Origin of the sequence: Candidatus Pantoea rara, from assembly GCF_051136265.1 — a bacterium.
Lineage (GTDB): Bacteria > Pseudomonadota > Gammaproteobacteria > Enterobacterales > Enterobacteriaceae > Pantoea > Pantoea rara.
Genome location: NZ_CP194942.1, coordinates 2,887,362 through 2,913,851 on the forward strand (window position 1 = coordinate 2,887,362; position 26,490 = coordinate 2,913,851).

The window sequence follows — 26,490 nt, forward strand, 5'->3', positions numbered from 1 at the left end:
ACGCTGAGTGACAGCAGGCCAGGACGGGAGAAGAGAGATGTACGCATTAGTAAACGGTCGAATCTACAGCGGCCATGAGGTTCTGGATAATCACGCCGTTGTGATAGCTGACGGGCACATTGCGCGCGTCTGCCCGCGTGAATCGCTGCCTGCCGATATTGAACAACGAGATGTGGCGGGTGCGATTATTGCGCCCGGCTTTATCGATCTCCAGCTCAATGGCTGTGGAGGCGTGCAGTTCAATGACAGCCTGGATGCGCTTAGTATTGAGACGCTGGAAACGATGCAACGCGCCAATGAAAAGTCTGGCTGCACCAGCTTTTTACCGACGCTGATCACCAGTAGCGATGCCCTGATGAAGCGGGCGATTGAAACCATGCGCGCTTACCTACAGAAGCATCAGCATCAGGCGCTGGGCCTGCATCTGGAAGGGCCATGGCTGAACAAGGCGAAAAAAGGCACCCACGATCCAGCGCTTATTCGCCTGCCAGATGCGGCGATGGTGCAGTACCTCTGTGACAACGCCGACGTCATCACCAAAGTCACCCTGGCACCAGAAAACGCTGGCAGTGAAGTCATTCGTCAGCTGACTGAAGCCGGGATCATCGTCTCAGCGGGTCATTCAAATGCGACTTATGAAGAGGCGAAAGCGGGCTTTTCTGCTGGCGTGAGTTTCGCGACCCACCTCTATAATGCCATGCCGGTGTTTGCCGGACGTGAACCGGGGCTTATCGGTGCGCTGTTTGATTCGCCTGATGTATACTGCGGCATTATTGCGGATGGTTTACATGTACATTACGCTAACGTACGGAATGCAAAACGCATTAAAGGCGACAGGCTGATACTGGTAACGGATGCCACTGCACCCGCTGGCGCTGACATTAACGAGTTTATTTTTGCAGGAAAAACAATCTATTATCGCGATGGGCTCTGTGTCGATGAAAACGGCACATTAAGTGGTTCTGCCCTGACGATGATTGAAGCGGTACAAAACAGCGTCGAGCATGCAGGTATCGCACTGGACGAAGCGTTACGCATGGCATCACTCTACCCGGCACGGGCGATGGGCGTGGAAAGGCAGTTAGGCTCGATCGAAGCAGGAAAAATCGCGAACCTGACTGTGTTTACGCGCGACTTTAAAATCATTAAGACGTTTGTCAATGGAGACGACGTCCTGAGCGAGTAAGCACTGAATGACCACTGGCGGCCAGTCACAAATAGGAAATGTCGATCTTGTTAAGCAACTCAATAGCGCAGCGGTTTACCGGCTGATTGATCAACAGGGACCGATATCGCGCATTCAGATTGCCGAACTTAGCCAGCTCGCGCCCGCCAGCGTCACCAAAATTACCCGCCAGTTAATTGAGCGCGGTCTGATTAAAGAGGTAGACCAGCAGGCGTCTACCGGTGGTCGCCGCGCTATCTCGATTATCACTGAAACCCGCCATTTCCATACCATCGGGGTTCGCCTCGGCCGCAATGATGCCACCCTGACCCTGTTCGACCTCAGCGGTAAATCGCTGGCACAGGAAGATTATGCGCTGCCGGAACGTACCCAGGAGACGCTGGAACATGCGCTGTTTAACGCCATCAGCGGCTTCATTGAGCAGCACCAGCGCAAGATACGTGAGCTGATCGCGATTTCCGTGATTCTGCCAGGGCTGGTCGATCCGATAAACGGCGTGATCCGCTATATGCCGCACATCTCTGTCAGCCACTGGCCGCTCGTCGCCAGCCTGAAAAAACGTTTTAACGTCACCAGTTTTGTCGGCCACGATATTCGCAGCCTGGCGCTGGCCGAGCACTACTTCGGTGCAAGCCGTGATTGTGCTGACTCAATCCTGGTGCGTTTACACCGTGGCACCGGCGCCGGCATTATTGCCAACGGCCATATTTTTCTCGGCAGCAACGGCAACGTCGGTGAAATCGGCCATATTCAGGTCGATCCGCTTGGCGAACGCTGTCATTGCGGCAACTTTGGCTGCCTGGAAACCATCGCCGCCAATGGCGCCATTGAAAATCGCGTGCGACATCTGCTAAGTCAGGGCCATCCCAGCATGCTGACGCTCGAGGCCTGCCAGATGTCTCACATCTGCAAAGCGGCCAATCAGGGTGATGCACTGGCCTGTGAAGTGGTCGAGCATGTGGGCCGTTATCTCGGCAAAGCGATCGCGATTGCGATCAACCTGTTTAATCCACAAAAAGTGGTGCTGGCGGGTGAGATCACAGAAGCAGAAAAAGTACTGCTGCCCGCAATTGAGGGTTGCATCAATACCCAGGCCTTAGAGGCTTTCCGTAAAAATCTGCCGGTGGTGCGTTCTGCCCTGGATCATCGTTCTGCGATTGGCGCGTTTGCGCTCGCTAAACGTGCCATGCTTAACGGCATTCTGCTGCAACATCTTCTTGAAGACTAAGCTAACCCGCTGCTGTGGCGGGCCACATCGGATCTGACTATGACCATTAAAAGCGTAATTTGTGATATCGATGGCGTGCTGATGCACGACAACACGGCCGTTCCCGGCGCGCAGGAGTTTTTACAGCGCATTCTGGCCAAAGAAATGCCGCTGGTGGTGCTGACAAACTATCCCTCGCAGACCGAGCAGGATCTGGCTAACCGTTTTGCTTCGGCTGGCGTAGAAGTTCCTGAATCCGTTTTCTATACCTCCGCGATGGCCACCGCCGACTTCCTGCGCCGCCAGGAAGGCAAAAAGGCCTATGTGATTGGCGAAGGTGCACTGATTCATGAACTCTACAAAGCGGGCTTTACCATTACCGATGTGAATCCCGATTTTGTCATCGTCGGAGAGACGCGCTCGTTTAACTGGGACATGATGCATAAGGCGGCCTTCTTCGTGGCTAACGGCGCCCGCTTTATTGCCACTAACCCGGATACGCATGCGCGCGGTTTTATTCCCGCCTGTGGCGCGCTCTGTGCGGGTATTGAGAAGATCTCTGGCCGTCGCCCGTTTGTGGTTGGCAAACCCAGCCCCTACATCATGCGTGCCGCGCTGAACAAGATGCAGGCTCACTCGGAAGAGACGGTGATTGTCGGTGACAACCTGCGCACCGATATTCTGGCTGGATTTCAGGCGGGTCTGGAGACGGTGCTGGTGCTGTCCGGCGTCTCGACGCTGACTGATATCGATGCCATGCCGTTCCGTCCGGACTGGATCTACCCTTCTGTGGCTGACATTGACCTGTTCTGATTCATTTCTCTTATGACGCATCCGGCTAATCTGTGATGCGTCACCCCTTTTATGCCCCGCTCTCCCTGCTTTTGCTGTCTTTTTTTTAATCAAAAAAACACATTCTATTGCTGATCCAACAACAAAAGCACCTTAAAATTATCGTTTATTCAATTTTATTGCCATGAGAGCAATATTTTTATCAGTAAATCACGATTCCTCTTGCATTGAATGCACTAAATAGCGCATTTTCTTATGTATCACGCAGCGTCAGGCTGCCGGACAAACGTAAAAGATAACATCACCGTAAGGTGAGCTCAGGAGTCAGCTATGTGTTCAATTTTTGGTGTGCTGGATCTGAAAACCGATCCTGTTGAGCTGCGCAAAAAAGCGCTGGAATGTTCACGCTTAATGCGTCATCGCGGCCCGGACTGGTCAGGCGTCTTCGCGGATGACCATGCTATTCTGGCGCATGAACGCCTCTCAATTGTTGACGTTAACAATGGCGCCCAGCCACTGTACAACGCCGATCACACCCACGTACTGGCGGTTAACGGCGAGATTTACAACCATCAGGCACTGCGCGCTGAACTCAGCGATCGCTACGAATTCCAGACCGGCTCTGACTGTGAAGTCATTCTGGCGCTCTACCAGGAGAAAGGTGTCGATTTCCTCGACGAGCTGGAAGGCATGTTCGCCTTTATCCTCTATGACACCGTTAAAAAAACCTGGCTGATTGGTCGCGACCACATTGGCATCATCCCGCTCTATATGGGTAATGATGAGCATGGCAACCTGTTTGTTGCTTCAGAAATGAAAGCGCTGGTGCCAGCCTGCCGTTCCATCAAAGAGTTCCCGCCGGGAAGTTACCTCTCCAGCACCGATGGCGAAATTCATCGTTACTGGCAGCGTGACTGGATGGAATACAAAAACGTTGAGCACAACACCACCGACGCTGCTGGCCTGAAACATGCCCTGGAAGAGTCCGTGAAAAGCCACCTGATGTCAGATGTCCCTTACGGCGTGTTGCTGTCAGGCGGTCTGGACTCTTCCATCATTTCTGCCGTGACCAAGCGTTTCGCGGCGAAGCGGGTTGAAGATCAGGATAAAAGTGATGCCTGGTGGCCGCAGCTGCACTCTTTCGCGGTAGGACTGGAAGGCTCACCCGATTTAAACGCGGCGAAAACCGTGGCGGAACATCTGGGCACCGTGCACCACGAAATTCATTTCACTGTGCAGGAAGGACTGGATGCGATTCGCGATGTGATTTATCACATTGAAACCTATGACGTCACCACTATTCGCGCCTCTACGCCGATGTACTTAATGTCCCGTAAAATCAAAGCGATGGGCATTAAGATGGTGCTGTCGGGCGAAGGCGCAGATGAAGTGTTCGGTGGCTATCTTTACTTCCATAAAGCGCCAAATGCCAAAGAGTTCCACGAAGAAAACGTGCGTAAACTTCAGGCGTTGCACATGTTCGACTGCGCCCGTGCCAACAAAGCGATGTCTGCCTGGGGCGTTGAAGCCCGCGTACCCTTCCTGGATAAAAAATTCCTGGATGTGGCGATGCGCATCAACCCGGCCGACAAAATGTGTGGCAGCAACGGTAAAATGGAGAAGCACATTCTGCGTGAATGTTTCTCCTCTTACCTGCCAGAGAGCGTGGCGTGGCGTCAGAAAGAGCAGTTCTCTGATGGCGTGGGTTACAGCTGGATCGACTCATTGAAAGAAGTCGCTGCGAAGCAAATCAGCGATCAGCAGCTGGCAACCGCCCACTTCCGCTTCCCGTTCAACACGCCGGGTTCGAAAGAAGCCTATCTCTATCGTGAGATTTTCGAGGAGCTGTTCCCGTTAGCGAGCGCGGCAGAGTGTGTGCCTGGCGGTCCATCAGTCGCCTGTTCTTCTGCCAAAGCGATTGAGTGGGATGAAGCGTTTAAAAACATGGACGATCCTTCCGGACGTGCCGTAGGTGTTCATCAGTCAGCCTATAAATAAGCAGACAGAGAGCAGCCAGAATGGGTCGCTGCGGCCCATTTTTTTTACGATTAGCGTTGTATTCACTGAAAAATTGCCGAATAAACCGCCAGGCTGGTTATAAGCCAGTCAAACAGCAATTATCTGGCAAAAAACGGTAAAAAACTTGTTGACGCTGTCTGGTCAACTCCGCATAATGCGCCCCGCAACGCCGATGAAGGTAACGCGAAAAAAAGATGGCTACGTAGCTCAGCTGGTTAGAGCACAGCACTCATAATGCTGGGGTCACAGGTTCGATTCCCGTCGTAGCCACCATCTTTTTTTGCGGGAGTGGCGAAATTGGTAGACGCACCAGATTTAGGTTCTGGCGCCGCAAGGTGTGCGAGTTCAAGTCTCGCCTCCCGCACCATTTCATTATTCGGCAGCGTGGATGGGATATCGCCAAGCGGTAAGGCACCGGTTTTTGATACCGGCATTCCCTGGTTCGAATCCAGGTATCCCAGCCAATTTCGATGATTCTTGATGCTGAGAACGGACGAATGGGATATCGCCAAGCGGTAAGGCACCGGTTTTTGATACCGGCATTCCCTGGTTCGAATCCAGGTATCCCAGCCATCATTGAAATGCAGTAAAATTTGGCTACGTAGCTCAGCTGGTTAGAGCACAGCACTCATAATGCTGGGGTCACAGGTTCGATTCCCGTCGTAGCCACCATATAATTGGGGTGTCGCCAAGCGGTAAGGCACTGGTTTCTGATACCAGCATTCCGGGGTTCGAATCCCTGCACCCCAGCCATATAAAGACAATTTGAAAAACACCATAATTGGGGTGTCGCCAAGCGGTAAGGCACTGGTTTCTGATACCAGCATTCCGGGGTTCGAATCCCTGCACCCCAGCCAAATTGCACAACCAGGCCCGCTTTTGCGGGCTTTGTTGTTTTTGTACCTTCCCAAACGCTGATCGCTTCCTGATTTCTGGCCCGCCCTGCGGCGAGCCTCAATGCGTAATCGGCTATAAACCCAGTGCGTAACGCAATACCTGCCGCTTCAGCACACCGGAATGTTCGGCAGCAATCAGTCCGAGATTACGCGCAAACCGCAGCGGTGCCAGCTGATTGCTGAAGGCGAAATAAAAAAGATCCATGCCGCCCTGCATCAGCATATTGTCTTTACGACGCTGCCGGTGATAGCGCTGCAGGATGCGCTCCGACGCCCAGTCCTCCGCCGCACCGCGTGCGCTGACCAGCACATCAATCAACGCATCAATATCGCGATAGCCCAGATTCACGCCCTGCCCGGCCAGCGGGTTTATGGTATGCGCGGCGTCTCCGACCAGCGCCAGTCCCGGCAGAACATAGCGTGAAGCATGGCGGCGCACCAGCGGAAAGCCACCTGCCGCATGGGCTTTAAAACGTCCCAGCCGCGCCGGGAAGTGGCTGGCAATCTCTTTTTCCAGCTGGGCCATCGGCATCGCCTGCAGCTGACGGATTCTTGCTGGTGCGTCATACCAGACCAGCGAGGCCCGATTGCCATAGAGCGGCAGGAAGGCGCGCGGTCCCTGCGGTGTAAAGTGCTGCCATGTGGCCTCCCCTGCCGGATGTTCGCAGGTCACGCTGATCAGCAGACAGGACTGCGCATAACTCCAGCCATGAATCCCGATGCCCGCCATCTGCCGCACCTGAGAGTTTGCACCATCTGCACCAACCACCAGCCGGGTGTGTAAGGCCACGCCGTCGTTAAGATCAACGCGCCAGCCGCCATTTTCTGACTGCAGGTTCTCCAGTGTGGCCGGGCAATAGCATGTCACGCCCAGCGACTGCATCTCCTCCCATAATGCCCGCTGAAGCACGCTGTTCTCGACCATAAAGCCCAGTTCGGGCAGGCCCAGCGAGGCCGCATCAAAACTCACCTGCGCCGTCTGCCACTCCCAGGTTTCCAGCCTGCGATAAGGCGCGCTGCGCATCGCATCTACCCGTGGCCAGACGTTAAGTCTCTTCAGTAAAGCCACCGAAGAGGAACCAATCGCTGAAATTCGCAGATCGGGATCGCTATCGGCATCAAATGGAGCGGGTTCGGCACGCTCAATCACCGCCACGCGAAAATGTTGTTGTGTCAGTCCACAGGCCAGCGCAGCACCAACCATGCCACCGCCGACAATCACGACATCAAACTGATTATCCTGCATTGCTTATGTCCCTCTCTGATTCCCGCAAGCCTGCGCAACACGGGTCTGAATAGAGCAAAGTGTACCGGAAAACGCGATGGCTGGCAGAAAAGCCCTCAGGCTGGTCACCACAGCATCAAAGCATTACAATACGCCCCCCTCACTTCACTGCACTGAATCAATGGCTAGCGCGATGACAAAAAAACTGCATATCAAAACCTGGGGATGTCAGATGAATGAGTATGATTCATCCAAGATGTCTGATCTGCTGAACAGTACGCACGGCTATACGCTGACCGAGGTCCCTGAAGAGGCGGATATTCTGCTGCTGAACACCTGTTCAATTCGTGAGAAAGCGCAGGAGAAAGTGTTCCATCTGCTGGGACGCTGGAGAAAACTTAAAGAGCGCAATCCGGATGTGATTATTGGCGTGGGTGGCTGTGTGGCGTCGCAGGAAGGGGATCATATCCGCCAGCGTGCACCCTGCGTCGATATCGTTTTTGGTCCGCAGACACTGCATCGCCTGCCGGAGATGATCAACACGGTGCGCGGCACCAAAAGCCCGGTGGTCGACATCAGCTTCCCGGAAATCGAGAAATTTGACCGTCTGCCGGAACCGCGCGCAGAAGGCCCGACAGCTTTTGTTTCCATCATGGAAGGCTGCAACAAATATTGTACTTTCTGCGTGGTGCCTTACACGCGCGGCGAGGAAGTGAGCCGTCCCAGCGATGACATTCTGCTGGAGATCGCTCAACTGGCGGCGCAGGGTGTGCGTGAAGTTAACCTGCTGGGCCAGAACGTCAACGCCTACCGGGGTGCCACCTTTGATGGTGAAATCTGTACCTTCGCGGAGCTGCTGCGTCTGGTTGCTGCCATCGACGGCATCGACCGTATTCGTTTCACCACCAGCCACCCAATTGAGTTCACCGACGACATCATTGAGGTTTACCGCGATACCCCGGAACTGGTCAGTTTCCTGCACCTGCCGGTTCAGAGCGGCTCAGACCGTATTCTGACGCTGATGAAGCGTGCCCATACCGCCCTGGAATATAAGGCGATTATCCGCAAGCTGCGCGCAGCGCGCCCGGATATTGAGATCAGCTCCGACTTCATTATCGGCTTCCCCGGTGAAACGCAGCAGGATTTCGAGCAGACCATGAAACTCATCGCCGAAATCAATTTCGACGTCAGTTTCAGCTTTATCTACTCTGCCCGTCCCGGCACGCCCGCCGCTGACCTGCCAGATGATGTCAGCGAAGAGGAGAAAAAGCAGCGTCTGTGGATCCTGCAGGACCGCATCAACCAGCAGGCGCAGGCGATCAGTCGCCGCATGGTGGGCACCGTGCAGCGTATTCTGGTGGAAGGCATCTCCCGCAAGAACGTGATGGAAGTCTCTGGCCGCACTGAAAATAACCGCGTGGTTAATTTCGAAGGTACGCCTGAGATGATTGGCCGCTTTGTGGATGTGGAAATCGTTGATGTCTACACCAATTCGCTGCGCGGCATACTGGTGCGCACAGAAGATGAGATGGGTCTGCGTATGGCAGAAAGCCCGGCGTCCGTGATTGCCCGTACCCGTAAAGAAAACGAAATCGGCGTGAGTCTGTTCCAGCCGTGATGCCTGCTATACTGTGCGGCAGCGCGCATCGCGTTGCCGCCAATTTCACTCTGCACCACTTGGTTTCTGAAAGTGTCGCCCAAATATCTTTCCTTAAGCTTGCGCCCAGGCGTTACGGCATAAATAATTTTGTTATGGTGCATCCGGTTAAGCCCAACGGTGCGTCAGACACACCCCATAACTGGCCCTGAGTGACCCAAAGGATTCGTTTGAATATCGAAACTCGTGAAATCGCCCTTGAACCGGCTGATAACCGTCGACTGATGAGCCTGTGTGGGCCTTTCGACGATAATGTGAAACAGCTTGAGCGTCGTCTGGGCATTGAGATCAATCGCCGCGACAACGTCTTTAAGCTGGTGGGACGTCCACTTTGCGTCAATGCCGCCGCAGATATTCTGAAAACCCTGTATGTCGACACCGCGCCGATGCGTGGTGATATCCCGGATATCGAGCCTGACCAGATTCACCTGGCCATCAAAGAGAGCCGGGTACTGGAGCAAACCGCTGAAAGCGTGCCGGAGTACGGTAAAGCGGTCAATATCAAGACCAAGCGTGGTGTGATTAAGCCGCGCACACCAAACCAGGCCCAGTACATCGCAAATGTGCTTGACCACGACATCACCTTTGGCGTCGGCCCGGCCGGTACCGGTAAAACTTATCTGGCGGTCGCCGCAGCCGTTGATGCACTGGAGCGTCAGGAGATTCGACGCATCATGCTGACCCGCCCTGCAGTAGAAGCGGGTGAAAAACTCGGCTTCCTGCCAGGTGACCTGAGCCAGAAAGTCGACCCTTATCTGCGCCCGCTCTACGATGCCCTGTTCGAAATGCTTGGCTTCGAGCGGGTAGAAAAGCTGATGGAGCGCAATGTCATTGAGGTTGCCCCGCTGGCCTACATGCGCGGTCGTACCTTAAATGATGCGTTCATCATTCTTGATGAGAGCCAGAACACCACCATCGAGCAGATGAAGATGTTCCTGACGCGTATTGGCTTTAACTCAAAAGCGGTTATTACAGGCGACGTTACCCAGATTGACCTGCCGCGTCACGTCAAGTCGGGCCTGCGCCATGCCATTGAGGTGCTGGCGGACGTTGAAGAGATCAGCTTTAACTTCTTCCATAGCGAAGATGTCGTGCGCCATCCCGTCGTTGCCCGCATTGTTACCGCCTATGAAGCCTGGGAAGCGGCCGATCAGACCCGCCGTGACCAGCAGGCCGAAGAGCGTAAACGCGAAGCGCTGGCTGCACAGAGCGCCACGCAGGAGAACAAATGAGCGAGGTTATTCTCGACCTGCAGGTCGCCTGTGAGAATACGGCTGACCTGCCGGATGAAAGCCAGTTTCATCGCTGGCTGTCAGCCGCTGTCATTCCTTTCCAGCCCGACAGCGAAGTAACCGTGCGTCTGGTTGATGAAGCGGAGAGTCATGATCTTAATCTGACTTATCGTGGCAAAGACAAACCAACCAACGTTCTCTCCTTCCCGTTTGAAGCGCCGCCGGGTATTGAGCTGCCGCTGCTGGGCGATCTGATCATTTGCCGCCAGGTGGTTGAGCAGGAAGCCGCTGAACAGGGTAAAAGCGTTGAAGCCCACTGGGCGCATATGGTGGTACATGGCACGCTGCATCTGCTGGGTTACGACCATATTGAAGATGACGAAGCTGACGAGATGGAAGGACTGGAGACCGAGATAATGCTTGCTCTTGGGTATCCTGATCCGTACATTTCGGAGAAAGAAGACGCCTGAATCCTCCATTCTGGCTATCCGGCTGTCAGCACAGTTTGCTGACAGCACCTATTCCTCACCAGAGAGATCTTTAAAAACCGCCATGAGCGACGACCATTCTCAAAACAGCGATGCACCCAGTAGTAAAAAGGGATTTTTCTCCCTGTTGATCAACCAACTCTTCCACGGCGAACCGAAAAGCCGTGATGAGCTACTGGAGCTGATCCGCGACTCGAATAACAAAGAGCTGATTGACCAGGACACCCGCGACATGCTCGAAGGGGTTCTGGATATTGCGGAGCAGCGCGTGCGTGACATCATGATCCCGCGCTCGCAAATGATCACCCTGAAACGTAATCAGAGCCTCGAAGAGTGTCTGGATGTCATCATTGAGTCCGCTCATTCCCGCTTCCCGGTGATCAGCGAAGATAAAGATCATGTGGAAGGGATTCTGATGGCGAAAGATCTGTTGCCGTTTATGAGCAGCGAATCTGAGCCTTTCAGCATTGAGAAAGTACTGCGTCCTGCGGTGGTTGTGCCTGAAAGTAAGCGTGTAGATCGGATGCTGAAAGAGTTCCGCTCCCAGCGCTACCATATGGCGATCGTTATTGATGAGTTTGGTGGTGTCTCCGGTCTGGTGACCATTGAAGACATTCTGGAACTGATCGTCGGTGAGATTGAAGATGAGTATGACGATGAAGAAGATCGTGATATCCGTCAGCTCAACCGTCACACCTTTACGGTGCGCGCACTGACCGCCATTGAAGATTTCAATGAGGTGTTTGGCACGCAGTTCAGCGATGATGAAGTCGACACCATTGGTGGTCTGGTGATGCAGGGCTTCGGCCATCTGCCTGCTCGCGGTGAAAGCATCGACATTGAGGGTTACCAGTTCAAGGTGGCGATGGCTGACAGCCGCCGCATCATTCAGGTTCACGTGACTATTCCGGAAAATTCGCCACAACCTCAACTGGAAGACGAATAAGTCTATGGCTTTAGCCTCACTCTACCCGCGCCAGCGGGTTCGCCTGCTGCTAGCTTTAATAACGGGTGCAGTTGGCACCCTCGCCTTCTCTCCTTACGATTTCTGGCCCGCCGCGCTGCTTTCGCTGTGCGGCTTACAGCTTCTGACTTTGAACCGCTCCAGCCCACAGGCCACCGCGATCGGCTTTGTCTGGGGATTGGGTCTGTTCGGCAGCGGCATCAACTGGGTTTACGTCAGTGTCGCCACCTTTGGCGGCATGCCTGGCCCGGTCAATGTCTTTATCGTGGCATTGCTGGCGGCGTATCTGGCGATCTACCCGGCGCTGTTTGCCGGCGTACTGAATCGCCTGTGGCCGCGTACAACGCTGTGGCGACTGGCGCTGGCCGCACCGGCATTATGGCAAATGACCGAGTTCCTGCGCGGCTGGGTGCTGACCGGCTTTCCGTGGCTGCAGTTTGGTTACAGCCAGATTGATGGCCCGTTAAAAGGGCTGGCCCCGCTGGTGGGCGTCGAGACGCTGACCTTCCTGCTGATGGTGGTGGCTGGACTGCTGGCTTATGCCCTGCAGCAGCGCAATGTCAGAAGTCTGGTCGCAGCACTGCTGCTGCTAGCCCTGCCGTGGCCGTTGCGCTACATCCAGTGGGTTCAGCCGATGCCCGGACGTGCGGTTGAAGTGGCGCTGGTGCAGGGAAACATCCCGCAGTCCATGAAGTGGGACCCGCAGCAATTGCTCACGACCCTGCGCATTTATAACGGTCTGAGTCAGCCGCTGATAGGCAAAGCGCCGATCATTATCTGGCCTGAATCGGCCATTACCGATCTTGAGAGTAATCAGCAGCCGTTCCTGCGTTCGCTGGATGATGAACTGCGTGAGCGCGGCAGTTCGCTGGTCACCGGCATCGTGGACTCCCGGCTGGAACAGAACCGTTATCACGATTACAACACTGTGATCGTGCTGGGTGGTAAGGCGCCTTACAACTACTTCAGCGGTAATCGCTACCAGAAGAACCATCTGGTGCCGTTTGGCGAGTTTGTACCGCTGGCCGATCTGCTGCGTCCTCTGGCCCCGTTCTTTGATCTGCCGATGTCGGCATTCAGTCGTGGAAACTATCTTCAGCCGCAACTGAACGTAGCGGGCTACAACCTGACCAGCGCCATCTGTTATGAGATCGTGCTGGGTGAACAGGTGCGGGCCAATTTCCATCCAGACACCAACTTCCTGCTGACTGTTTCGAACGATGCCTGGTTTGGTCACTCAATCGGTCCCTGGCAGCACTTCCAGATGGCGAGGATGCGTGCGCTGGAACTGGGTCGTCCGCTGTTGCGTAGTACCAATAATGGCGTGACGGCGGTGGTCAATGCCAGCGGTGATGTGGAAGCCATGCTACCGCAGTTTACCCGCGGTGTGCTGACCAGCAAGGTCACACCAACGCAAGGGGAAACGCCGTATGCGCGGGCAGGCATCTGGCCTGTGTGGTCACTGACGCTGCTGGCCGCGTTGATAGCCCTGTTGCGTCGACGTCGATAATCTCTTAAATAGCAAAGGCGAAGCCCAGGCTTCGCCTTTTTTCTTTGCTTGCTCCCCAGCCTGTATCACTTCCACTGACCGCAGACTCTGCTGCCTTTCTCACCCTACACCGCTTTCTGGCACGATGATTGCAAAATATTTCACTGTTTTTCGCTAACAGCCTGATTACAGGCGCTGCCGCGAGGCGGGCTGCACCAAAACAGTCCTATCTCCTGCACCGTTAACGCGCAGTGTGGAAAAATTGCCTTTTTTTGGTGCGGATCACCTCGCAAAAAAGAAACTTTTTTGTTTCATTGCGTTAACAATCCGCTATGTTAGTGACTCTTCTGCGCCCGTTTACTCCGCAGAATGAGCAGAAATGCAGCAGAAAACAGACACAACATCATAATCAGCGCAGGTTATATCCTGTGCCTTTTTCATACGAAGGAGTTGGAACATGCAACTACGCAAAGTGGCATTATCTCTTCTGCTGATCAGCGCAGCGGCGGGAGCGGCCCAGGCGGAAGATCTCAGCGGCACCCTGAAGAAGATTAATGACAATGGCGTCATTGTGGTCGGGCATCGCGAATCATCAGTTCCCTTTTCTTATTATGACAACCAGCAAAAAGTCGTCGGCTATTCACAGGATTACTCAAATGCCATCGTGGAAGCCATTAAAACGAAGCTGAACAAGCCTGACCTGCAGGTCAAAATGATTCCAATCACCTCACAAAACCGTATTCCGCTGCTGCAAAACGGCACTTACGATTATGAGTGTGGCTCGACGACTAATAACCTCGAGCGCCAGAAACAGGCTGCCTTCTCTGACACCATTTTTGTCATCGGCACCCGTCTGCTGGTTAAGAAAGATGGCCCGATCAAAGATTTCGCCGACCTGAAAGGCAAAACTGTGGTGGTGACCTCAGGAACAACCTCTGAAGTGCTGCTGCACAAACTCAACGATGAACAGAAACTGGATATGCGCATTATCAGCGCAAAAGATCATGGCGACTCCTTCCGTACGCTGGAAACCGGTCGTGCCGTGGCCTTTATGATGGATGATGCCCTGCTGGCAGGTGAACGTGCCAAAGCTAAAAAGCCGGACAACTGGGAGATTTTAGGCACGCCACAGTCCAAAGAGGCTTACGGCTGCATGCTGCGTAAAGATGATCCGCAGTTCAAAGCGCTGGTGGATGAAACCATCGCTAAAGCTCAGACCTCAGGTCAGGCAGAAAAATGGTTCGGGAACTGGTTCAAAAAGCCAATCCCGCCAAAGAACCTGAACATGAATTTTGACCTGTCAGATGACATGAAAGCGCTGTTCAAAACGCCAAACGACAAAGCACTCAATTAACAACAAAATACCTAATGGATTTCAGATTGCATTGAGGTGGCAGGAAAGTGAATCCCGAATCGCTTACTCCGGTAAGAGATTTGTGTGAGTCAACGTAGCCAACAAAAATGCAGCCTGAATAACAACGGGTATAACAAGGGCGGCCTGGCTGCCCTCTCGATTGCTGAAACCGCGGCATGGACAGACAGACTGACACGGGTCGTTCCCCTGAGTCAGGACATAAAACGCCGTTCATCAATCTTCAGGGTAGCTTAGCTACCCTTTTTTTCCGGAGCTCGTTATGGGTATCGATTGGAACTGGGGCATTTTCCTCGAACAGGCCCCGTTCGGTAACACGACCTACCTCGGCTGGCTGTGGTCCGGTTTTCAGGTGACGATAGCCGTCTCCTGCTGCGCCTGGATTATCGCCTTCTGCGTGGGTTCATTTTTCGGCATTCTGCGCACCGTGCCGAATCGCCTGCTGTCGACCATTGGCACCTGCTATGTCGAACTGTTTCGTAACATTCCGCTGATCGTCCAGTTCTTCTTCTGGTATCTGGTGGCGCCCGAACTGGTGGGTGAAAACCTCGGCATGTGGTTTAAGTCTGAGCTGGACCCCAACATTCAGTTCTTCCTCTCTTCCATGATCTGTCTTGGCCTGTTTACCGCCGCCCGCGTTTGCGAGCAGGTGCGCGCGGCGATTCAGTCACTGCCGAGTGGACAGAAGAATGCCGGCCTGGCGATGGGATTAACCCTGCCACAGACCTATCGCTATGTACTGCTGCCCAATGCGTATCGCGTGATTGTCCCGCCGATGACCTCGGAAATGCTGAACCTGGTAAAGAACTCGGCTATCGCCTCCACCATTGGTCTGGTTGATATGGCAGCGCAGGCGGGCAAACTGCTCGACTATTCTGCTCACGCCTATGAATCCTTTACCGCCATTACGCTGGCCTATGTCGCGATTAACCTGGTAATTATGTTGTTGATGAGTCTGGTCGAGCGCAAGGTCCGGCTGCCAGGCAATGCGGGAGGCAAGTAATGTACGATTTTGACTGGAGTTCGATTGCACCCAGCCTGCCTTATCTGCTTAACGGCTTAGTCATTACCTTTAAGATCACGATTACCGCGGTGGTGTTCGGCATTCTGTGGGGCACCCTGCTGGCGGTAATGCGTCTGTCGGCCTTTAAGCCCATCAGCTGGTTCGCCAAAATTTATGTGAATCTGTTCCGCTCAGTGCCGCTGGTGATGGTGTTGCTGTGGTTCTATCTGGTAGTGCCGAGCTTCCTGCAGCAGGTGCTTGGCCTGTCGCCTAAAACCGATATCCGCCTGATTTCAGCCATGGTCGCCTTTTCGCTGTTTGAAGCGGCGTACTACTCAGAAATCATTCGTGCCGGCATCATCAGTATCTCACGAGGACAGGGCAATGCCGCACTGGCGCTGGGCATGACACAGTGGCAGGCAATGAAACTGATTATTCTGCCGCAGGCATTCCGGGCAATGGTTCCGCTGCTGCTGACGCAGGGTATCGTCCTGTTCCAGGATACCTCACTGGTCTATGTCTTAAGCCTGGCGGACTTCTTCCGTACCGCATCCACCATTGGTGAGCGCGACGGCACCCAGGTTGAAATGGTTCTGTTTGCAGGTCTGGTCTACTTCGTTATCAGCCTGAGCGCATCGCTGTTGGTCAGCTATCTAAAAAGAAAAAGGACGGTTTAAATGATTAGCCTGAAAAATGTTTCTAAGTGGTATGGTCACTTTCAGGTGCTGACCGACTGCTCAACCGAAGTCAAAACCGGTGAAGTAGTGGTGGTGTGCGGCCCGTCCGGCTCCGGTAAATCAACACTGATCAAAACGGTGAACGGACTTGAGCCAGTTCAGCAGGGCGTGATTGCGGTCAACGGCACCGAGGTGAATAACAAAAAAACCAACCTTGCGCAGCTGCGCAGCCAGGTCGGCATGGTGTTCCAGCACTTCGAGCTGTTCCCGCATCTGAGTATTATTAATAATCTGGTGCTGGCACAGGTGAAAGTGCTGAAGCGCGACAAAGCGGCGGCCCGCGATAAAGGGCTGAAGCTGCTGAAGCGTGTGGGACTGTCAGCGCATGCCGAGAAGTTCCCCGGCCAGCTTTCTGGCGGTCAGCAGCAGCGCGTGGCGATTGCGCGTGCGCTCTGCATGGATCCTATCGCGATGCTGTTTGATGAACCGACCTCTGCGCTGGATCCGGAAATGATCAACGAAGTGCTGGATGTGATGGTCGAGCTGGCGCAGGAAGGGATGACAATGATGGTGGTGACACACGAGATGGGCTTCGCCCGTAAAGTTGCCAATCGCGTGATCTTCATGGATGAAGGGAAAATTATCGAAGACACTAACAAAGATGACTTCTTTAATAACCCTCAGTCTGACCGTGCGAAAGATTTCCTCGCTAAGATTCTGCACTAAACACGCTTTGCGGGTCACACAGTGTGGCCCGCATAGATTTTGTTATCAGGGCTCAAAAGGCTGACGCTGAAACTGATCGTTGCCGCACTCCGGACAACGGGACAAGGTTTCAGGGGTGTAGATTGACCGGGTAAACTGGCACTTCTCGCACACCAGATTGCCCAGCCCCACGATTTCACCGCTCTGATACACCCCGTGGTGATGCAGGTCCTGAAAGACCTCGCGCCACTCCAGCTGACTTTTATCGGTGATATCTGCCAGCTCTTTCCAGACACTCTCGCGGATAATGCGCATAAACAGTGAATCAGCCAGGGGTTCTTCCACGTCGGTATAGCTGCGTGCAAATTCGCCCAAATCACGGCGCACCGAATTCAGCGCCTGGTCAATCTCACTTTCCGACATATCATCGCGTACCAGTAACTGACTTCTCCGCCCGGCAATCAGCTCATCAAGGTTACGATCGCCCTGACGAAGACGTTCGGTCAATACGGCTAACGACTCGCGATATTCCTGAGCCACTTTATTCATTTTATTCTCCTTTAATACAGACTCTCGCTGAACTAAGTTTAGTCGGAATGTTGCTTTTGCCGTGTCGTCTGTACAGTGAATTACAAAAGGGTGAAGGGGCTGACGCTTTCAGCAGAAATCGTGCCGCCAAAAGTGGGAAGTGTTGTTGATACGCGGCCTTATGGGTATGCTATGCGGATCTTAGAGCCAGAAAAATGTTTTTCATAAAGGACCACAGGCAGCCATGCAAGAGCAATACCGCCCGGAAGAAATTGAATCCCGTGTGCAGCAGCACTGGGATGAAAACGAAACGTTTAAAGTGACTGAGCAGGAAGGTAAAGAGAAATACTATTGCCTCTCCATGTTGCCCTATCCTTCTGGCCGCCTGCATATGGGCCACGTTCGTAACTACACCATCGGCGACGTAATCGCGCGTTATCAGCGTATGCTCGGCAAAAACGTGCTACAGCCGATTGGCTGGGATGCTTTCGGCCTGCCTGCGGAAGGCGCTGCGGTTAAAAACAACACCGCGCCTGCCCCGTGGACGTACGACAATATCGCCTACATGAAAAACCAGCTCAAACTGCTGGGCTTTGGCTATGACTGGAGTCGTGAACTGGCGACCTGCCAGCCAGAGTATTATCGCTGGGAACAGTGGTTCTTCACCAAACTGTATGAAAAGGGTCTGGTCTATAAAAAGACCTCTGCTGTGAACTGGTGCCCGAACGATCAGACGGTGCTGGCCAACGAGCAGGTCATTGATGGCTGCTGCTGGCGCTGTGACACAAAAGTTGAACGCAAAGAGATCCCGCAGTGGTTTATCAAAATCACCGATTATGCGGAAGAGTTGCTGAACGACCTGGATACGCTTGAAGAGTGGCCTGAGCAGGTCAAAACCATGCAGCGTAACTGGATTGGCCGTTCCGAAGGCGTCGAAATCACTTTCGACGTGGCGGAGAGCGAAGAGAAAGTCACCGTCTACACCACTCGCCCGGATACCTTTATCGGAGCAACCTATGTTGCTGTGGCGGCGGGTCATCCTCTGTCGGCTCAGGCGTCGGTAAATAATCCGGCACTGGCCGATTTTATTGCTGAATGCCGTAATACCAAAGTGGCCGAAGCCGATATGGCGACCATGGAGAAGAAAGGCATGGCGACCGGCCTGTCTGTTATTCATCCGCTGACCGGCGAGCTGATTCCGGTCTGGGTTGCCAACTTCGTCCTGATGGAATACGGCACTGGCGCCGTAATGGCAGTTCCGGCACACGATCAGCGCGACTGGGAGTTTGCGACTAAATACGATTTGCCAATCAAGCCGGTCATCCTCAACCTGGATGGCTCCATTCCTGACGTCAGCGCGGCGGCTATGACGGATAAAGGTGCCCTGTTTAACTCGGGGGAGTTCAACGGCATGGATCACGCAACAGGCTTTAACGCCATTGCGGATTTACTGGCGGCAAAAGGCGTGGGCGTACGTAAAGTGAACTACCGTCTGCGCGACTGGGGCGTTTCACGTCAGCGTTACTGGGGGGCGCCAATCCCGATGGTGACGCTGGAAGATGGCACCGTGATGCCTGCACCTGAAGACCAGCTGCCGGTAATCCTGCCGGAAGATGTGGTGATGGATGGCATTACCAGTCCGATTAAAGCAGATCCAGAGTGGGCGAAAACCACGGTAAACGGCCAGCCAGCTCTGCGTGAAACCGACACCTTTGACACCTTTATGGAGTCCTCCTGGTACTACGCGCGTTATACCTGCGCCAGCTACAAGGAAGGCATGCTGGATCCGGCCGCGGCAAACTACTGGCTGCCGGTCGATCAGTATGTAGGCGGTATTGAACACGCCATCATGCATCTGATGTATTTCCGCTTCTTCCACAAGCTGCTGCGTGACGCAGGCCTGGTGAACTCCAATGAGCCTGCCAAACGTCTGCTGTGCCAGGGCATGGTGCTGGCTGATGCCTTCTACTACCTGGGTAACAACGGCGAGCGTAACTGGGTTTCACCGGTTGACGTTGAGGTTGAGCGTGACGAGAAAGGCCGCATCGTTAAAGCGACCGACACGCAGGGTCGAGAAGTGATCTACGCGGGCATGAGCAAAATGTCGAAGTCGAAAAACAACGGCATCGACCCACAGCTGATGGTTGAGCGCTACGGCGCAGACACCGTGCGTCTGTTTATGATGTTTGCTTCACCAGCGGATATGACGCTGGAGTGGCAGGAATCAGGCGTTGAAGGGGCTAACCGCTTCCTGAAACGTGTCTGGAAGCTGGTCTACGAGCACACCTCGAAGGGTGCGACCGGGGCACTGAATGTGGACAGCCTGAACGAAGATCAGAAATCGCTGCGCCGCGATGTACACAAAACCATCGCCAAAGTAGCGGATGATATTGGGCGTCGTCAGACCTTCAATACCGCCATCGCGGCGATCATGGAGCTGATGAACAAACTGGCCCGCGCCCCGCAGGAAAGCGAACAGGATCGCGCCCTGATGCAGGAAGCACTGATGGCCATCGTCCGTCTGCTCTATCCGTTCACCCCGCACGCCTGCTATGTTCTGTGGCAGACGCTGGGTGGCGAAGGCACCATTGACGAAGCGAGCTGGCCGGTTGCTGATGAAGCCGCTATGGTTGAAGATTCACTGCTGGTGGTGGTGCAGGTTAACGGTAAAGTGCGTGGCAAGATTACCGTGCCAGCCGATGCTTCACAGGAACAGGTTCAGGCACGCGCTGCGCAGGAGCATCTGGTAGCGAAGTATCTGGACGGCGTGACTATCCGTAAAGTCATTTATGTACCGGGCAAACTGCTTAACCTGGTCGTAGGTTAAGTTCAGGAGGAACTGTGCGACATCCGATTATCAGGCTGTTTGTCATGCTGGCAGTGGTGATCACTGCTGGCTGTGGTTTTCATCCGCGCGGCACTACTCAGGTGCCCAGCGAACTGAAAACCCTGATTGTTTCAACCGGCGATCCGTATGGACCGCTGGCACGTACTGTGCGTCAGCAACTGCGTATCAACGATGTCACCATTGTTGAAGATAATAAACATACCCGCACCGATATTCCGACGCTACGTCTGGGTCCTGAAGCGCAGGGCCGTAACACGGCTTCGGTCTTTATCAGCGGCACCACTGCCGAGTATCAGCTGGTGATGACCCTCACTGCGCAGGTGTTGTTGCCGGGCAAAGGTATCTATCCAATCAGCACCACGGTTTATCGTTCGTTCTTCGATAACCCGAATGCGGCGCTGGCAAAAGATGCCGAGCAGGATCTGATTATGCAGGAGATGCGTCAGCGTGCGGCTGAACAGCTGGTTCGTAAACTGCTGACGGTGCATGCTGCACAGATCAACAGCAAAGATACCCTGCCTGCATCCGTGATTTCGGTGCCGGGTCAGGGTTCACAGGAAGCACCCTCTTCCTCTGCTACCAGCCTGCAATGATCAGGATTTATCCTGAGCAACTCAGCGCGCAGCTCCGTGAGGGGCTGCGCGCCTGTTATTTGTTAGCCGGTAACGAACCGCTGCTGTTGCAGGAAAGCACGGATGCCATCCGTGCCGCCGCAACCACGCAGGGATTCGAAGAACATTTCAGTTTTACGCTGGATGCCCAGACCGATTGGGAGAGCCTGTTTGTCAGCTGCCAGTCGCTGAGTCTGTTTGCCCAGCGTCAGACCATGACGCTGCAGTTCCCCGATAATGGCCCCAATGCCGCGATGGCCGAGCAGCTGGTTAAGCTGTCGCAGCTGCTGCACGCCGATATTCTGCTGATCTGCCGGATGCCAAAGCTGACCAAAGCGCAGGAAAACAGCGCCTGGTTTAAAGCGTTGTCCGCCTCTGCGGTTTTAGTGCCCTGCCAGACGCCTGAACAGGCGCAGCTGCCACGCTGGGTCGTTAATCGCGCTAAAGCGCTGAAACTCTCGGTGGATGACGCGGCCGTGCAGCTGCTGTGTTACTGCTATGAAGGTAATCTGCTGGCGCTGGCCCAGGCGCTGGAGCGGCTTTCGCTGCAATGGCCAGACGGCAAACTTACCCTGCCCCGGGTTGAAGAGGCGGTCAGTGATGCCGCGCACTTCACGCCCTTCCATTGGGTAGGTGCCCTGCTGGCGGGTAAGAGCCGTCGTGCGCTGCACATCCTGCATCAGCTCGAGAAAGAAGAGAGCGAAGTCGTGATTTTGCTGCGTACGCTGCAGCGTGACCTGCTGACGCTGCTGCATCTGCAACGCCATCAGAACCAGCAGCCGCTGCGCACCCTGATGGATCAGCAGCGTATCTGGCAAAACCGCCGTGCGCTGTTCACCGACGCACTTCAGCGACTGGATGCCACGCGTCTGCAACGGGCCATTCATCTGCTAAGTCAGATTGAGATCACCCTGAAGCAGGATTATGGTCAGCCGGTGTGGCCGCAGTTACAGACTCTGACGCTGCTCATCAGCAGTCGTGCTTTTCCGACGAGTTTTGCCCATGTCTGAGTTACACGCGCTGTTTGGTGGCACCTTCGATCCGATCCACTTTGGCCATCTGCGCCCGGTCGAAGCGCTGGCTCAGCAGACCGGCTTACAGCGTGTGACGCTGCTGCCGAATAATGTGCCACCGCATCGTCCACAACCGGAAGCCAGCGCATCTCAGCGGGTTGATATGCTGCGCTGCGCTATCCGCGGCTTACCGCTGTTTGAAATTGATACCCGTGAACTGGAACGCGACACGCCCTCCTGGACCGTCACCACCCTGGAAGCCTGGCGCGCTGAACGCGGTGCAGAGCAGCCGCTGGCTTTTATTATTGGTCAGGATTCCCTGCTGAGCCTGTCTAAATGGCATCGCTGGCAGGATCTGCTGTCGCTCTGCCATCTGCTGGTATGTCAGCGCCCCGGCTATCCAACCCGGTTTGACTCGCCAGAGATGACGGACTGGCTTGATCAGCATCTCGCTCAGGATATCCGGCAACTGCATCAGCACCCTGCAGGTCATATCTGGCTGGCCGAAACCCCACTCTATGATATTTCGGCGACCGAAATTCGCCGCCGTCGCCATCAGAATCAGCCCTGCGACGACCTGTTGCCTGCCGCGGTTATCGACTATATCGACCGCGAAGGCTTATATCGCGACTGATCCGGGCATGATATACTGCGCCGCTTAAATTTTTGGCTGTACTCTCCGGGCTTACAGCCGGCCCGATATCACCAGATTCCAAGGGGAACCTTTTGCAAGGTAAAGCACTCCAAGAGTTCGTTATTGATAAGATTGATGATCTTAAAGGCCAGGACATCGTTACCATCGACGTTCAGGGCAAATCCAGCATCACCGATTTCATGATCATCTGCACCGGCACCTCCACGCGTCATGTGACTTCAATCGCAGAACACGTCGAGCAGGAGTCCCGTTTAGCGGGCCTGATGCCATTAGGCATTGAAGGCAAAAGCGCGGCAGACTGGGTCGTGGTTGATCTGGGTGATGTCATCGTGCATGTGATGCAGGAAGAGAGTCGCCAGCTTTATGAGCTGGAAAAACTCTGGGGCTAATCGGTGAAACTGCAACTTGTTGCCGTCGGCACGAAAATGCCTGACTGGGTGCAGACCGGTTTTATGGAGTATCTGCGCCGCTTCCCGAAAGATATGCCGCTTGAGCTGACCGAAGTGACCGCGGGTAAACGCGGTAAAAATGCTGATATCAAACGCATTCTTGAAAAAGAGGGCGAAGCGATGTTAGCGGCGGTCGGTAAAGGCAATCGCATCGTCACGCTGGATATACCGGGTCATCCGTGGGAAACCCCACAGCTGGCACAGCAGCTTGAACGCTGGAAGCTTGATGGTCGCGATGTCAGCCTGCTGATTGGCGGGCCTGAAGGCCTGGCCCCCGCCTGTAAAGCGGCGGCAGAGCAGAGCTGGTCACTGTCAGCATTGACGTTGCCCCATCCGCTGGTGCGCGTGCTGGTAGCCGAAAGTCTGTATCGGGCCTGGAGTATAACGACAAATCATCCTTATCATCGTGAATGACCGATCAGCCCACATCAGACATGACAAGTAGCGGATGAAATTACAAAGCAACGCCTTTCGCGATTACAGCGCCGAACAGAAACTCTTTGTCCGTCGGGCGTTTATTGCCTTCGTCGGTATCTTAATGCTCTCTTCAGTCCTGGTGGTTAACCTTTACCACCTGCAGATTCTTCGCTTTGATGATTACAGTACCCGCTCCAATCAGAACCGCATTAAACTGGTGCCGGTGGCGCCCAGTCGCGGCATTATTTACGATCGTACCGGCACCCCGCTGGCACTGAACCGCACCATCTATCAGGCAGAACTGGTTCCGGAAAAAGTCGATAACCTTCAACAGACGCTGGAAAATTTACGCCCGGTTCTTGAGCTGACGGACGAAGACCTTGAAAACTTCCAGAAAGAGCGAAAACGCTCGCGTCGTTTCACCTCCATCCCGGTTAAAACCGGTCTGAATGAAGTGCAGGTGGCACGCTTTGCGGTCAATCAGTACCGTTTCCCTGGCGTGGAAGTGAAAGGTTATCAGCGCCGTTACTATCCTTATGGTGCCACGCTGACGCATGTGGTCGGCTACGTCTCAAAAATCAACGACCGTGACGTTGCACGCCTCGACAAAGAAGGCATATGGCCGAACTATGCCGCGACGCACGACATCGGCAAGCTGGGGATTGAAGCCTATTACGAGAGTTTGCTGCACGGTAAAACTGGCTTTGAAGAGGTTGAGGTCAATAACCGTGGCCGCGTCATTCGCCAGCTGCACGAGGAGTCCCCTCAGGCGGGTCGTGATATCTATCTGACGATCGATCTCAAACTGCAGCAATATGTCGAGACTTTACTGGCGGGCAGCCGCGCAGCTGTGGTGGTCAGCGATCCCCGCACCGGTGAAATTCTCGCCATGGTTTCAACGCCGAGCTACGATGCCAACTTATTTGTCGACGGTATTTCCAGTAAGGATTACCGTGGACTGCTGGAAGATGAAAACCGTCCGCTCTACAACCGCGCGATTCAGGCCGCCTATCCACCTGCTTCGACGGTCAAACCCTATGTGGCCGTCTCTGCGCTGAGCGCGGGTGTGATTAACCGTAATACCAGCCTGTTTGATCCTGGCTGGTGGCAGCTTCCCGGTTCAGAAAAGCGTTTCCGTGACTGGAAAAAATGGGGCCACGGTCGTCTTAACGTCACCAAAGCGCTGGAAGAATCTGCCGACACCTTCTTCTATCAGGTCGCCTACGACATGGGTATTGACCGCCTGTCAGAATGGATGAATAAATTTGGTTATGGCAGCCGTACCGGCATTGATTTACCGCAGGAGAGCGCCGGTAACATGCCGACCCGCGACTGGAAACTGAAACGCTTTAAAAAGCCATGGTATCAGGGTGATACCATCCCGGTGGGGATCGGACAGGGTTACTGGACTGCGACCCCGCTGCAGATGAACAAAGCGATGATGATTCTGATCAACGACGGCGTCGTCAAAGTGCCGCATATGCTGCGCGCCACCCGTGAGGGCCGCACGCTGGTGCCCTATCGCCAGCCCACAGCGGCCCCGATTGGTGACATCCATTCTGGCTACTGGGAACTTGCTAAAGATGGCATGTATGGCGTGGCGAATCGCCCCAACGGCACCGCACACAAGAGCTTTGCAGATGCACCTTATAAAATTGCCGCCAAGTCCGGTACGGCACAGGTCTATGGCCTGAAAGAGAACGAAACGTATAACGCCCATAGAATTGCTGAACGATTACGCGACCATAAGTTAATGACCGCGTTTGCCCCTTATGACAAACCTCGGGTGGCTGTGACCATTATCCTGGAAAACGGTGGCGCCGGTCCGGCTGTCGGCACCGTGATGCGCCAGATTCTGGATCACATTATGTTGGGTGATAACAATACAGTTCTGCCGGACGCCGCCCCTGTGCCGCCCGGTTATGAAGGTGAATAAACATGTCGATGCAAGATAGTCCGCAGAAACGATCGATCTGGATGCGCATCCACATCGATCCGATGTTTATGCTGATCATCCTCGGGCTGCTGACTTACAGCGCTGTGGTGATCTGGAGTGCCAGTGGACAGGATCCCGGCATGATGGAGCGTAAACTCGGGCAGATCGCGATGGGTCTGGTGATCATGATTGTGCTGGCGCAGGTGCCGCCGCGCGTCTATGAAGGCTGGGCGCCCTATCTCTATATTATCTGCGTTATCCTGCTGGTGGCAGTGGATGCCTTTGGGCAGATCAGTAAAGGTGCACAGCGCTGGCTCGATCTCGGCTTTGTGCGTTTTCAGCCTTCGGAAATAGCCAAGATCGCGGTGCCGCTGATGGTGGCGCGCTTTATTAACCGCGATGTCTGTCCGCCGACGCTGAAAAATACCGGAATTGCGCTGATCCTAATCTTCCTTCCTACCCTGCTGGTGGCTGCACAGCCCGATCTCGGCACCTCGATTCTGATTGCCGCCTCCGGCCTGTTTGTGCTTTTCCTCTCAGGAATGAGCTGGAAACTGATTAGCGTGGCGGTGCTGCTGGTCGCCGCCTTTATTCCGATTCTGTGGTTCTTCCTGATGCACGACTATCAGCGCGATCGCGTCATGATGCTGCTCGACCCGGAAACGGACCCGCTGGGCGCTGGCTATCACATTATTCAGTCGAAAATCGCCATTGGTTCGGGGGGACTGCGCGGCAAAGGCTGGCTGCAGGGCACCCAGTCTCAGCTGGAGTTTTTGCCGGAACGTCATACCGATTTTATCTTTGCGGTTCTGGCCGAAGAGTTAGGCCTGGTTGGCGTGCTGCTGCTGCTTGCCCTTTATCTGCTGCTGATCATGCGGGGACTGGTGGTGGCCGCCCGGGCGCAGACCACTTTTGGTCGCGTCATGGCGGGTGGTTTAATGCTGATTTTATTCGTTTATGTTTTCGTTAACATTGGCATGGTTAGTGGTATCTTACCGGTAGTTGGCGTGCCGCTGCCGCTGGTCAGTTATGGCGGCTCCGCGCTTATTGTGCTTATGGCGGGATTTGGCATTGTGATGTCGATCCACACTCACCGAAAAATGTTATCTAAAAGTGTCTAA

General features: G+C 54.4%; 23 protein-coding genes and 7 tRNA genes. 28 read left to right on the forward strand and 2 right to left on the reverse strand.

The genetic code is table 11. The features are described from left to right. Positions 1-37: 37 nt before the first annotated feature. The 11 genes from nagA (at position 38) to ACR8BF_RS13780 (ending at position 6,061) form a co-directional block, all read left to right on the forward strand. Positions 38-1,186 (forward strand): N-acetylglucosamine-6-phosphate deacetylase, encoded by a 1,149-nt coding sequence (nagA, locus tag ACR8BF_RS13730; RefSeq protein ID WP_434745127.1) that lies wholly within the window; start codon positions 38-40, stop codon positions 1,184-1,186. Positions 1,187-1,193: 7 nt separating this feature from the next. Further along, positions 1,194-2,414: a DNA-binding transcriptional regulator NagC gene (gene nagC / locus ACR8BF_RS13735; RefSeq protein ID WP_434745128.1), complete on the forward strand. Its 1,221-nt coding sequence runs from the start codon at positions 1,194-1,196 to the stop codon at positions 2,412-2,414. Between the two features lie 39 nt (positions 2,415-2,453). Further along, the gene (locus ACR8BF_RS13740; protein WP_003852790.1) at positions 2,454-3,206 is read left to right on the forward strand and encodes an HAD-IIA family hydrolase; all 753 of its coding nucleotides are present in this window, start codon (positions 2,454-2,456) and stop codon (positions 3,204-3,206) included. A gap of 309 nt (positions 3,207-3,515) precedes the next feature. Then, positions 3,516-5,183 carry an asparagine synthase B gene (gene asnB, locus ACR8BF_RS13745; RefSeq protein WP_434745129.1) on the forward strand — a complete coding sequence of 556 codons (1,668 nt, stop codon included), beginning with the start codon at positions 3,516-3,518 and terminating at the stop codon, positions 5,181-5,183. 217 nt (positions 5,184-5,400) lie between these two features. Then, positions 5,401-5,477: transfer RNA gene (locus ACR8BF_RS13750), tRNA-Met, on the forward strand. Positions 5,478-5,486: 9 nt separating this feature from the next. Then, a tRNA-Leu gene (locus ACR8BF_RS13755) sits at positions 5,487-5,571 on the forward strand. 22 nt (positions 5,572-5,593) lie between these two features. After that, positions 5,594-5,668 (forward strand) — tRNA-Gln (locus ACR8BF_RS13760). Between the two features lie 34 nt (positions 5,669-5,702). Beyond that, positions 5,703-5,777: transfer RNA gene (locus ACR8BF_RS13765), tRNA-Gln, on the forward strand. Positions 5,778-5,799: 22 nt separating this feature from the next. After that, positions 5,800-5,876, forward strand: a tRNA-Met gene (locus tag ACR8BF_RS13770). A gap of 6 nt (positions 5,877-5,882) precedes the next feature. Further along, positions 5,883-5,957, forward strand: a tRNA-Gln gene (locus ACR8BF_RS13775). Positions 5,958-5,986: 29 nt separating this feature from the next. Beyond that, positions 5,987-6,061 (forward strand) — tRNA-Gln (locus tag ACR8BF_RS13780). 112 nt (positions 6,062-6,173) lie between these two features. Here ACR8BF_RS13780 and ubiF read toward each other — a convergent pair. Further along, entirely contained in the window at positions 6,174-7,346 is a 1,173-nt protein-coding gene (ubiF, locus tag ACR8BF_RS13785) for a 3-demethoxyubiquinol 3-hydroxylase (RefSeq protein ID WP_434745130.1), read from the reverse strand. A gap of 172 nt (positions 7,347-7,518) precedes the next feature. Between ubiF and miaB the strand changes: the two genes are divergently transcribed. From miaB to ACR8BF_RS13830, 9 genes are all read left to right on the forward strand, one after another. Beyond that, positions 7,519-8,943 carry a tRNA (N6-isopentenyl adenosine(37)-C2)-methylthiotransferase MiaB gene (gene miaB / locus ACR8BF_RS13790; RefSeq protein WP_179896539.1) on the forward strand — a complete coding sequence of 475 codons (1,425 nt, stop codon included), beginning with the start codon at positions 7,519-7,521 and terminating at the stop codon, positions 8,941-8,943. Positions 8,944-9,152: 209 nt separating this feature from the next. Beyond that, on the forward strand, positions 9,153-10,214 hold the full coding sequence (locus ACR8BF_RS13795; protein WP_314984990.1) for a PhoH family protein: 1,062 nt from the start codon (positions 9,153-9,155) through the stop codon (positions 10,212-10,214). Then, positions 10,211-10,684 carry an rRNA maturation RNase YbeY gene (ybeY, locus tag ACR8BF_RS13800; protein ID WP_292990061.1) on the forward strand — a complete coding sequence of 158 codons (474 nt, stop codon included), beginning with the start codon at positions 10,211-10,213 and terminating at the stop codon, positions 10,682-10,684. Before ACR8BF_RS13795 ends, ybeY begins: the two co-directional genes overlap by 4 nt. Positions 10,685-10,766: 82 nt before the next feature. Then, positions 10,767-11,648, forward strand: a complete 882-nt coding sequence (gene corC / locus ACR8BF_RS13805; protein WP_179896541.1) for a CNNM family magnesium/cobalt transport protein CorC — start codon at positions 10,767-10,769, stop codon at positions 11,646-11,648. 4 nt (positions 11,649-11,652) lie between these two features. Further along, a complete protein-coding gene (lnt, locus tag ACR8BF_RS13810; protein WP_434745131.1) occupies positions 11,653-13,176 on the forward strand; it encodes an apolipoprotein N-acyltransferase in 1,524 nt (507 codons plus the stop codon). 436 nt (positions 13,177-13,612) lie between these two features. Then, complete coding sequence (locus ACR8BF_RS13815) at positions 13,613-14,509, forward strand: amino acid ABC transporter substrate-binding protein (protein WP_179896545.1); 897 nt, start codon at positions 13,613-13,615, stop codon at positions 14,507-14,509. A 280-nt stretch (positions 14,510-14,789) separates the two neighbouring features. After that, the gene (locus tag ACR8BF_RS13820) at positions 14,790-15,530 is read left to right on the forward strand and encodes an amino acid ABC transporter permease (protein WP_003854005.1); all 741 of its coding nucleotides are present in this window, start codon (positions 14,790-14,792) and stop codon (positions 15,528-15,530) included. Further along, the gene (gene gltK / locus ACR8BF_RS13825) at positions 15,530-16,207 is read left to right on the forward strand and encodes a glutamate/aspartate ABC transporter permease GltK (RefSeq protein WP_179896547.1); all 678 of its coding nucleotides are present in this window, start codon (positions 15,530-15,532) and stop codon (positions 16,205-16,207) included. The genes ACR8BF_RS13820 and gltK overlap by 1 nt, the downstream gene beginning before the upstream one ends. Then, positions 16,208-16,933, forward strand: coding sequence for an amino acid ABC transporter ATP-binding protein (locus ACR8BF_RS13830; RefSeq protein ID WP_013357105.1), 726 nt, complete (start codon positions 16,208-16,210; stop codon positions 16,931-16,933). Positions 16,934-16,978: 45 nt separating this feature from the next. Here ACR8BF_RS13830 and ACR8BF_RS13835 read toward each other — a convergent pair whose 3' ends face one another. Further along, positions 16,979-17,461, reverse strand: coding sequence for a zinc ribbon-containing protein (locus ACR8BF_RS13835; RefSeq protein WP_434745132.1), 483 nt, complete (start codon positions 17,459-17,461; stop codon positions 16,979-16,981). 223 nt (positions 17,462-17,684) lie between these two features. Here ACR8BF_RS13835 and leuS point away from each other — a divergent pair, with 223 nt between their 5' ends. From leuS to mrdB, 8 genes are all read left to right on the forward strand, one after another. After that, complete coding sequence (leuS, locus tag ACR8BF_RS13840; RefSeq protein ID WP_434745133.1) at positions 17,685-20,267, forward strand: leucine--tRNA ligase; 2,583 nt, start codon at positions 17,685-17,687, stop codon at positions 20,265-20,267. 14 nt (positions 20,268-20,281) lie between these two features. Then, positions 20,282-20,881 (forward strand): LPS assembly lipoprotein LptE, encoded by a 600-nt coding sequence (gene lptE, locus ACR8BF_RS13845; protein WP_179896552.1) that lies wholly within the window; start codon positions 20,282-20,284, stop codon positions 20,879-20,881. After that, positions 20,878-21,909, forward strand: a complete 1,032-nt coding sequence (gene holA / locus ACR8BF_RS13850) for a DNA polymerase III subunit delta (RefSeq protein WP_434745134.1) — start codon at positions 20,878-20,880, stop codon at positions 21,907-21,909. The genes lptE and holA overlap by 4 nt, the downstream gene beginning before the upstream one ends. Then, positions 21,902-22,546 carry a nicotinate-nucleotide adenylyltransferase gene (nadD, locus tag ACR8BF_RS13855; RefSeq protein WP_434745135.1) on the forward strand — a complete coding sequence of 215 codons (645 nt, stop codon included), beginning with the start codon at positions 21,902-21,904 and terminating at the stop codon, positions 22,544-22,546. The genes holA and nadD overlap by 8 nt, the downstream gene beginning before the upstream one ends. Positions 22,547-22,638: 92 nt before the next feature. Beyond that, a complete protein-coding gene (gene rsfS, locus ACR8BF_RS13860; RefSeq protein ID WP_010258968.1) occupies positions 22,639-22,956 on the forward strand; it encodes a ribosome silencing factor in 318 nt (105 codons plus the stop codon). 3 nt (positions 22,957-22,959) lie between these two features. Next, positions 22,960-23,430, forward strand: coding sequence for a 23S rRNA (pseudouridine(1915)-N(3))-methyltransferase RlmH (gene rlmH / locus ACR8BF_RS13865; protein WP_031377197.1), 471 nt, complete (start codon positions 22,960-22,962; stop codon positions 23,428-23,430). Between the two features lie 34 nt (positions 23,431-23,464). Further along, positions 23,465-25,369, forward strand: coding sequence for a peptidoglycan DD-transpeptidase MrdA (gene mrdA, locus ACR8BF_RS13870; protein ID WP_292990037.1), 1,905 nt, complete (start codon positions 23,465-23,467; stop codon positions 25,367-25,369). A gap of 8 nt (positions 25,370-25,377) precedes the next feature. Then, complete coding sequence (mrdB, locus tag ACR8BF_RS13875) at positions 25,378-26,490, forward strand: peptidoglycan glycosyltransferase MrdB (RefSeq protein ID WP_179897133.1); 1,113 nt, start codon at positions 25,378-25,380, stop codon at positions 26,488-26,490.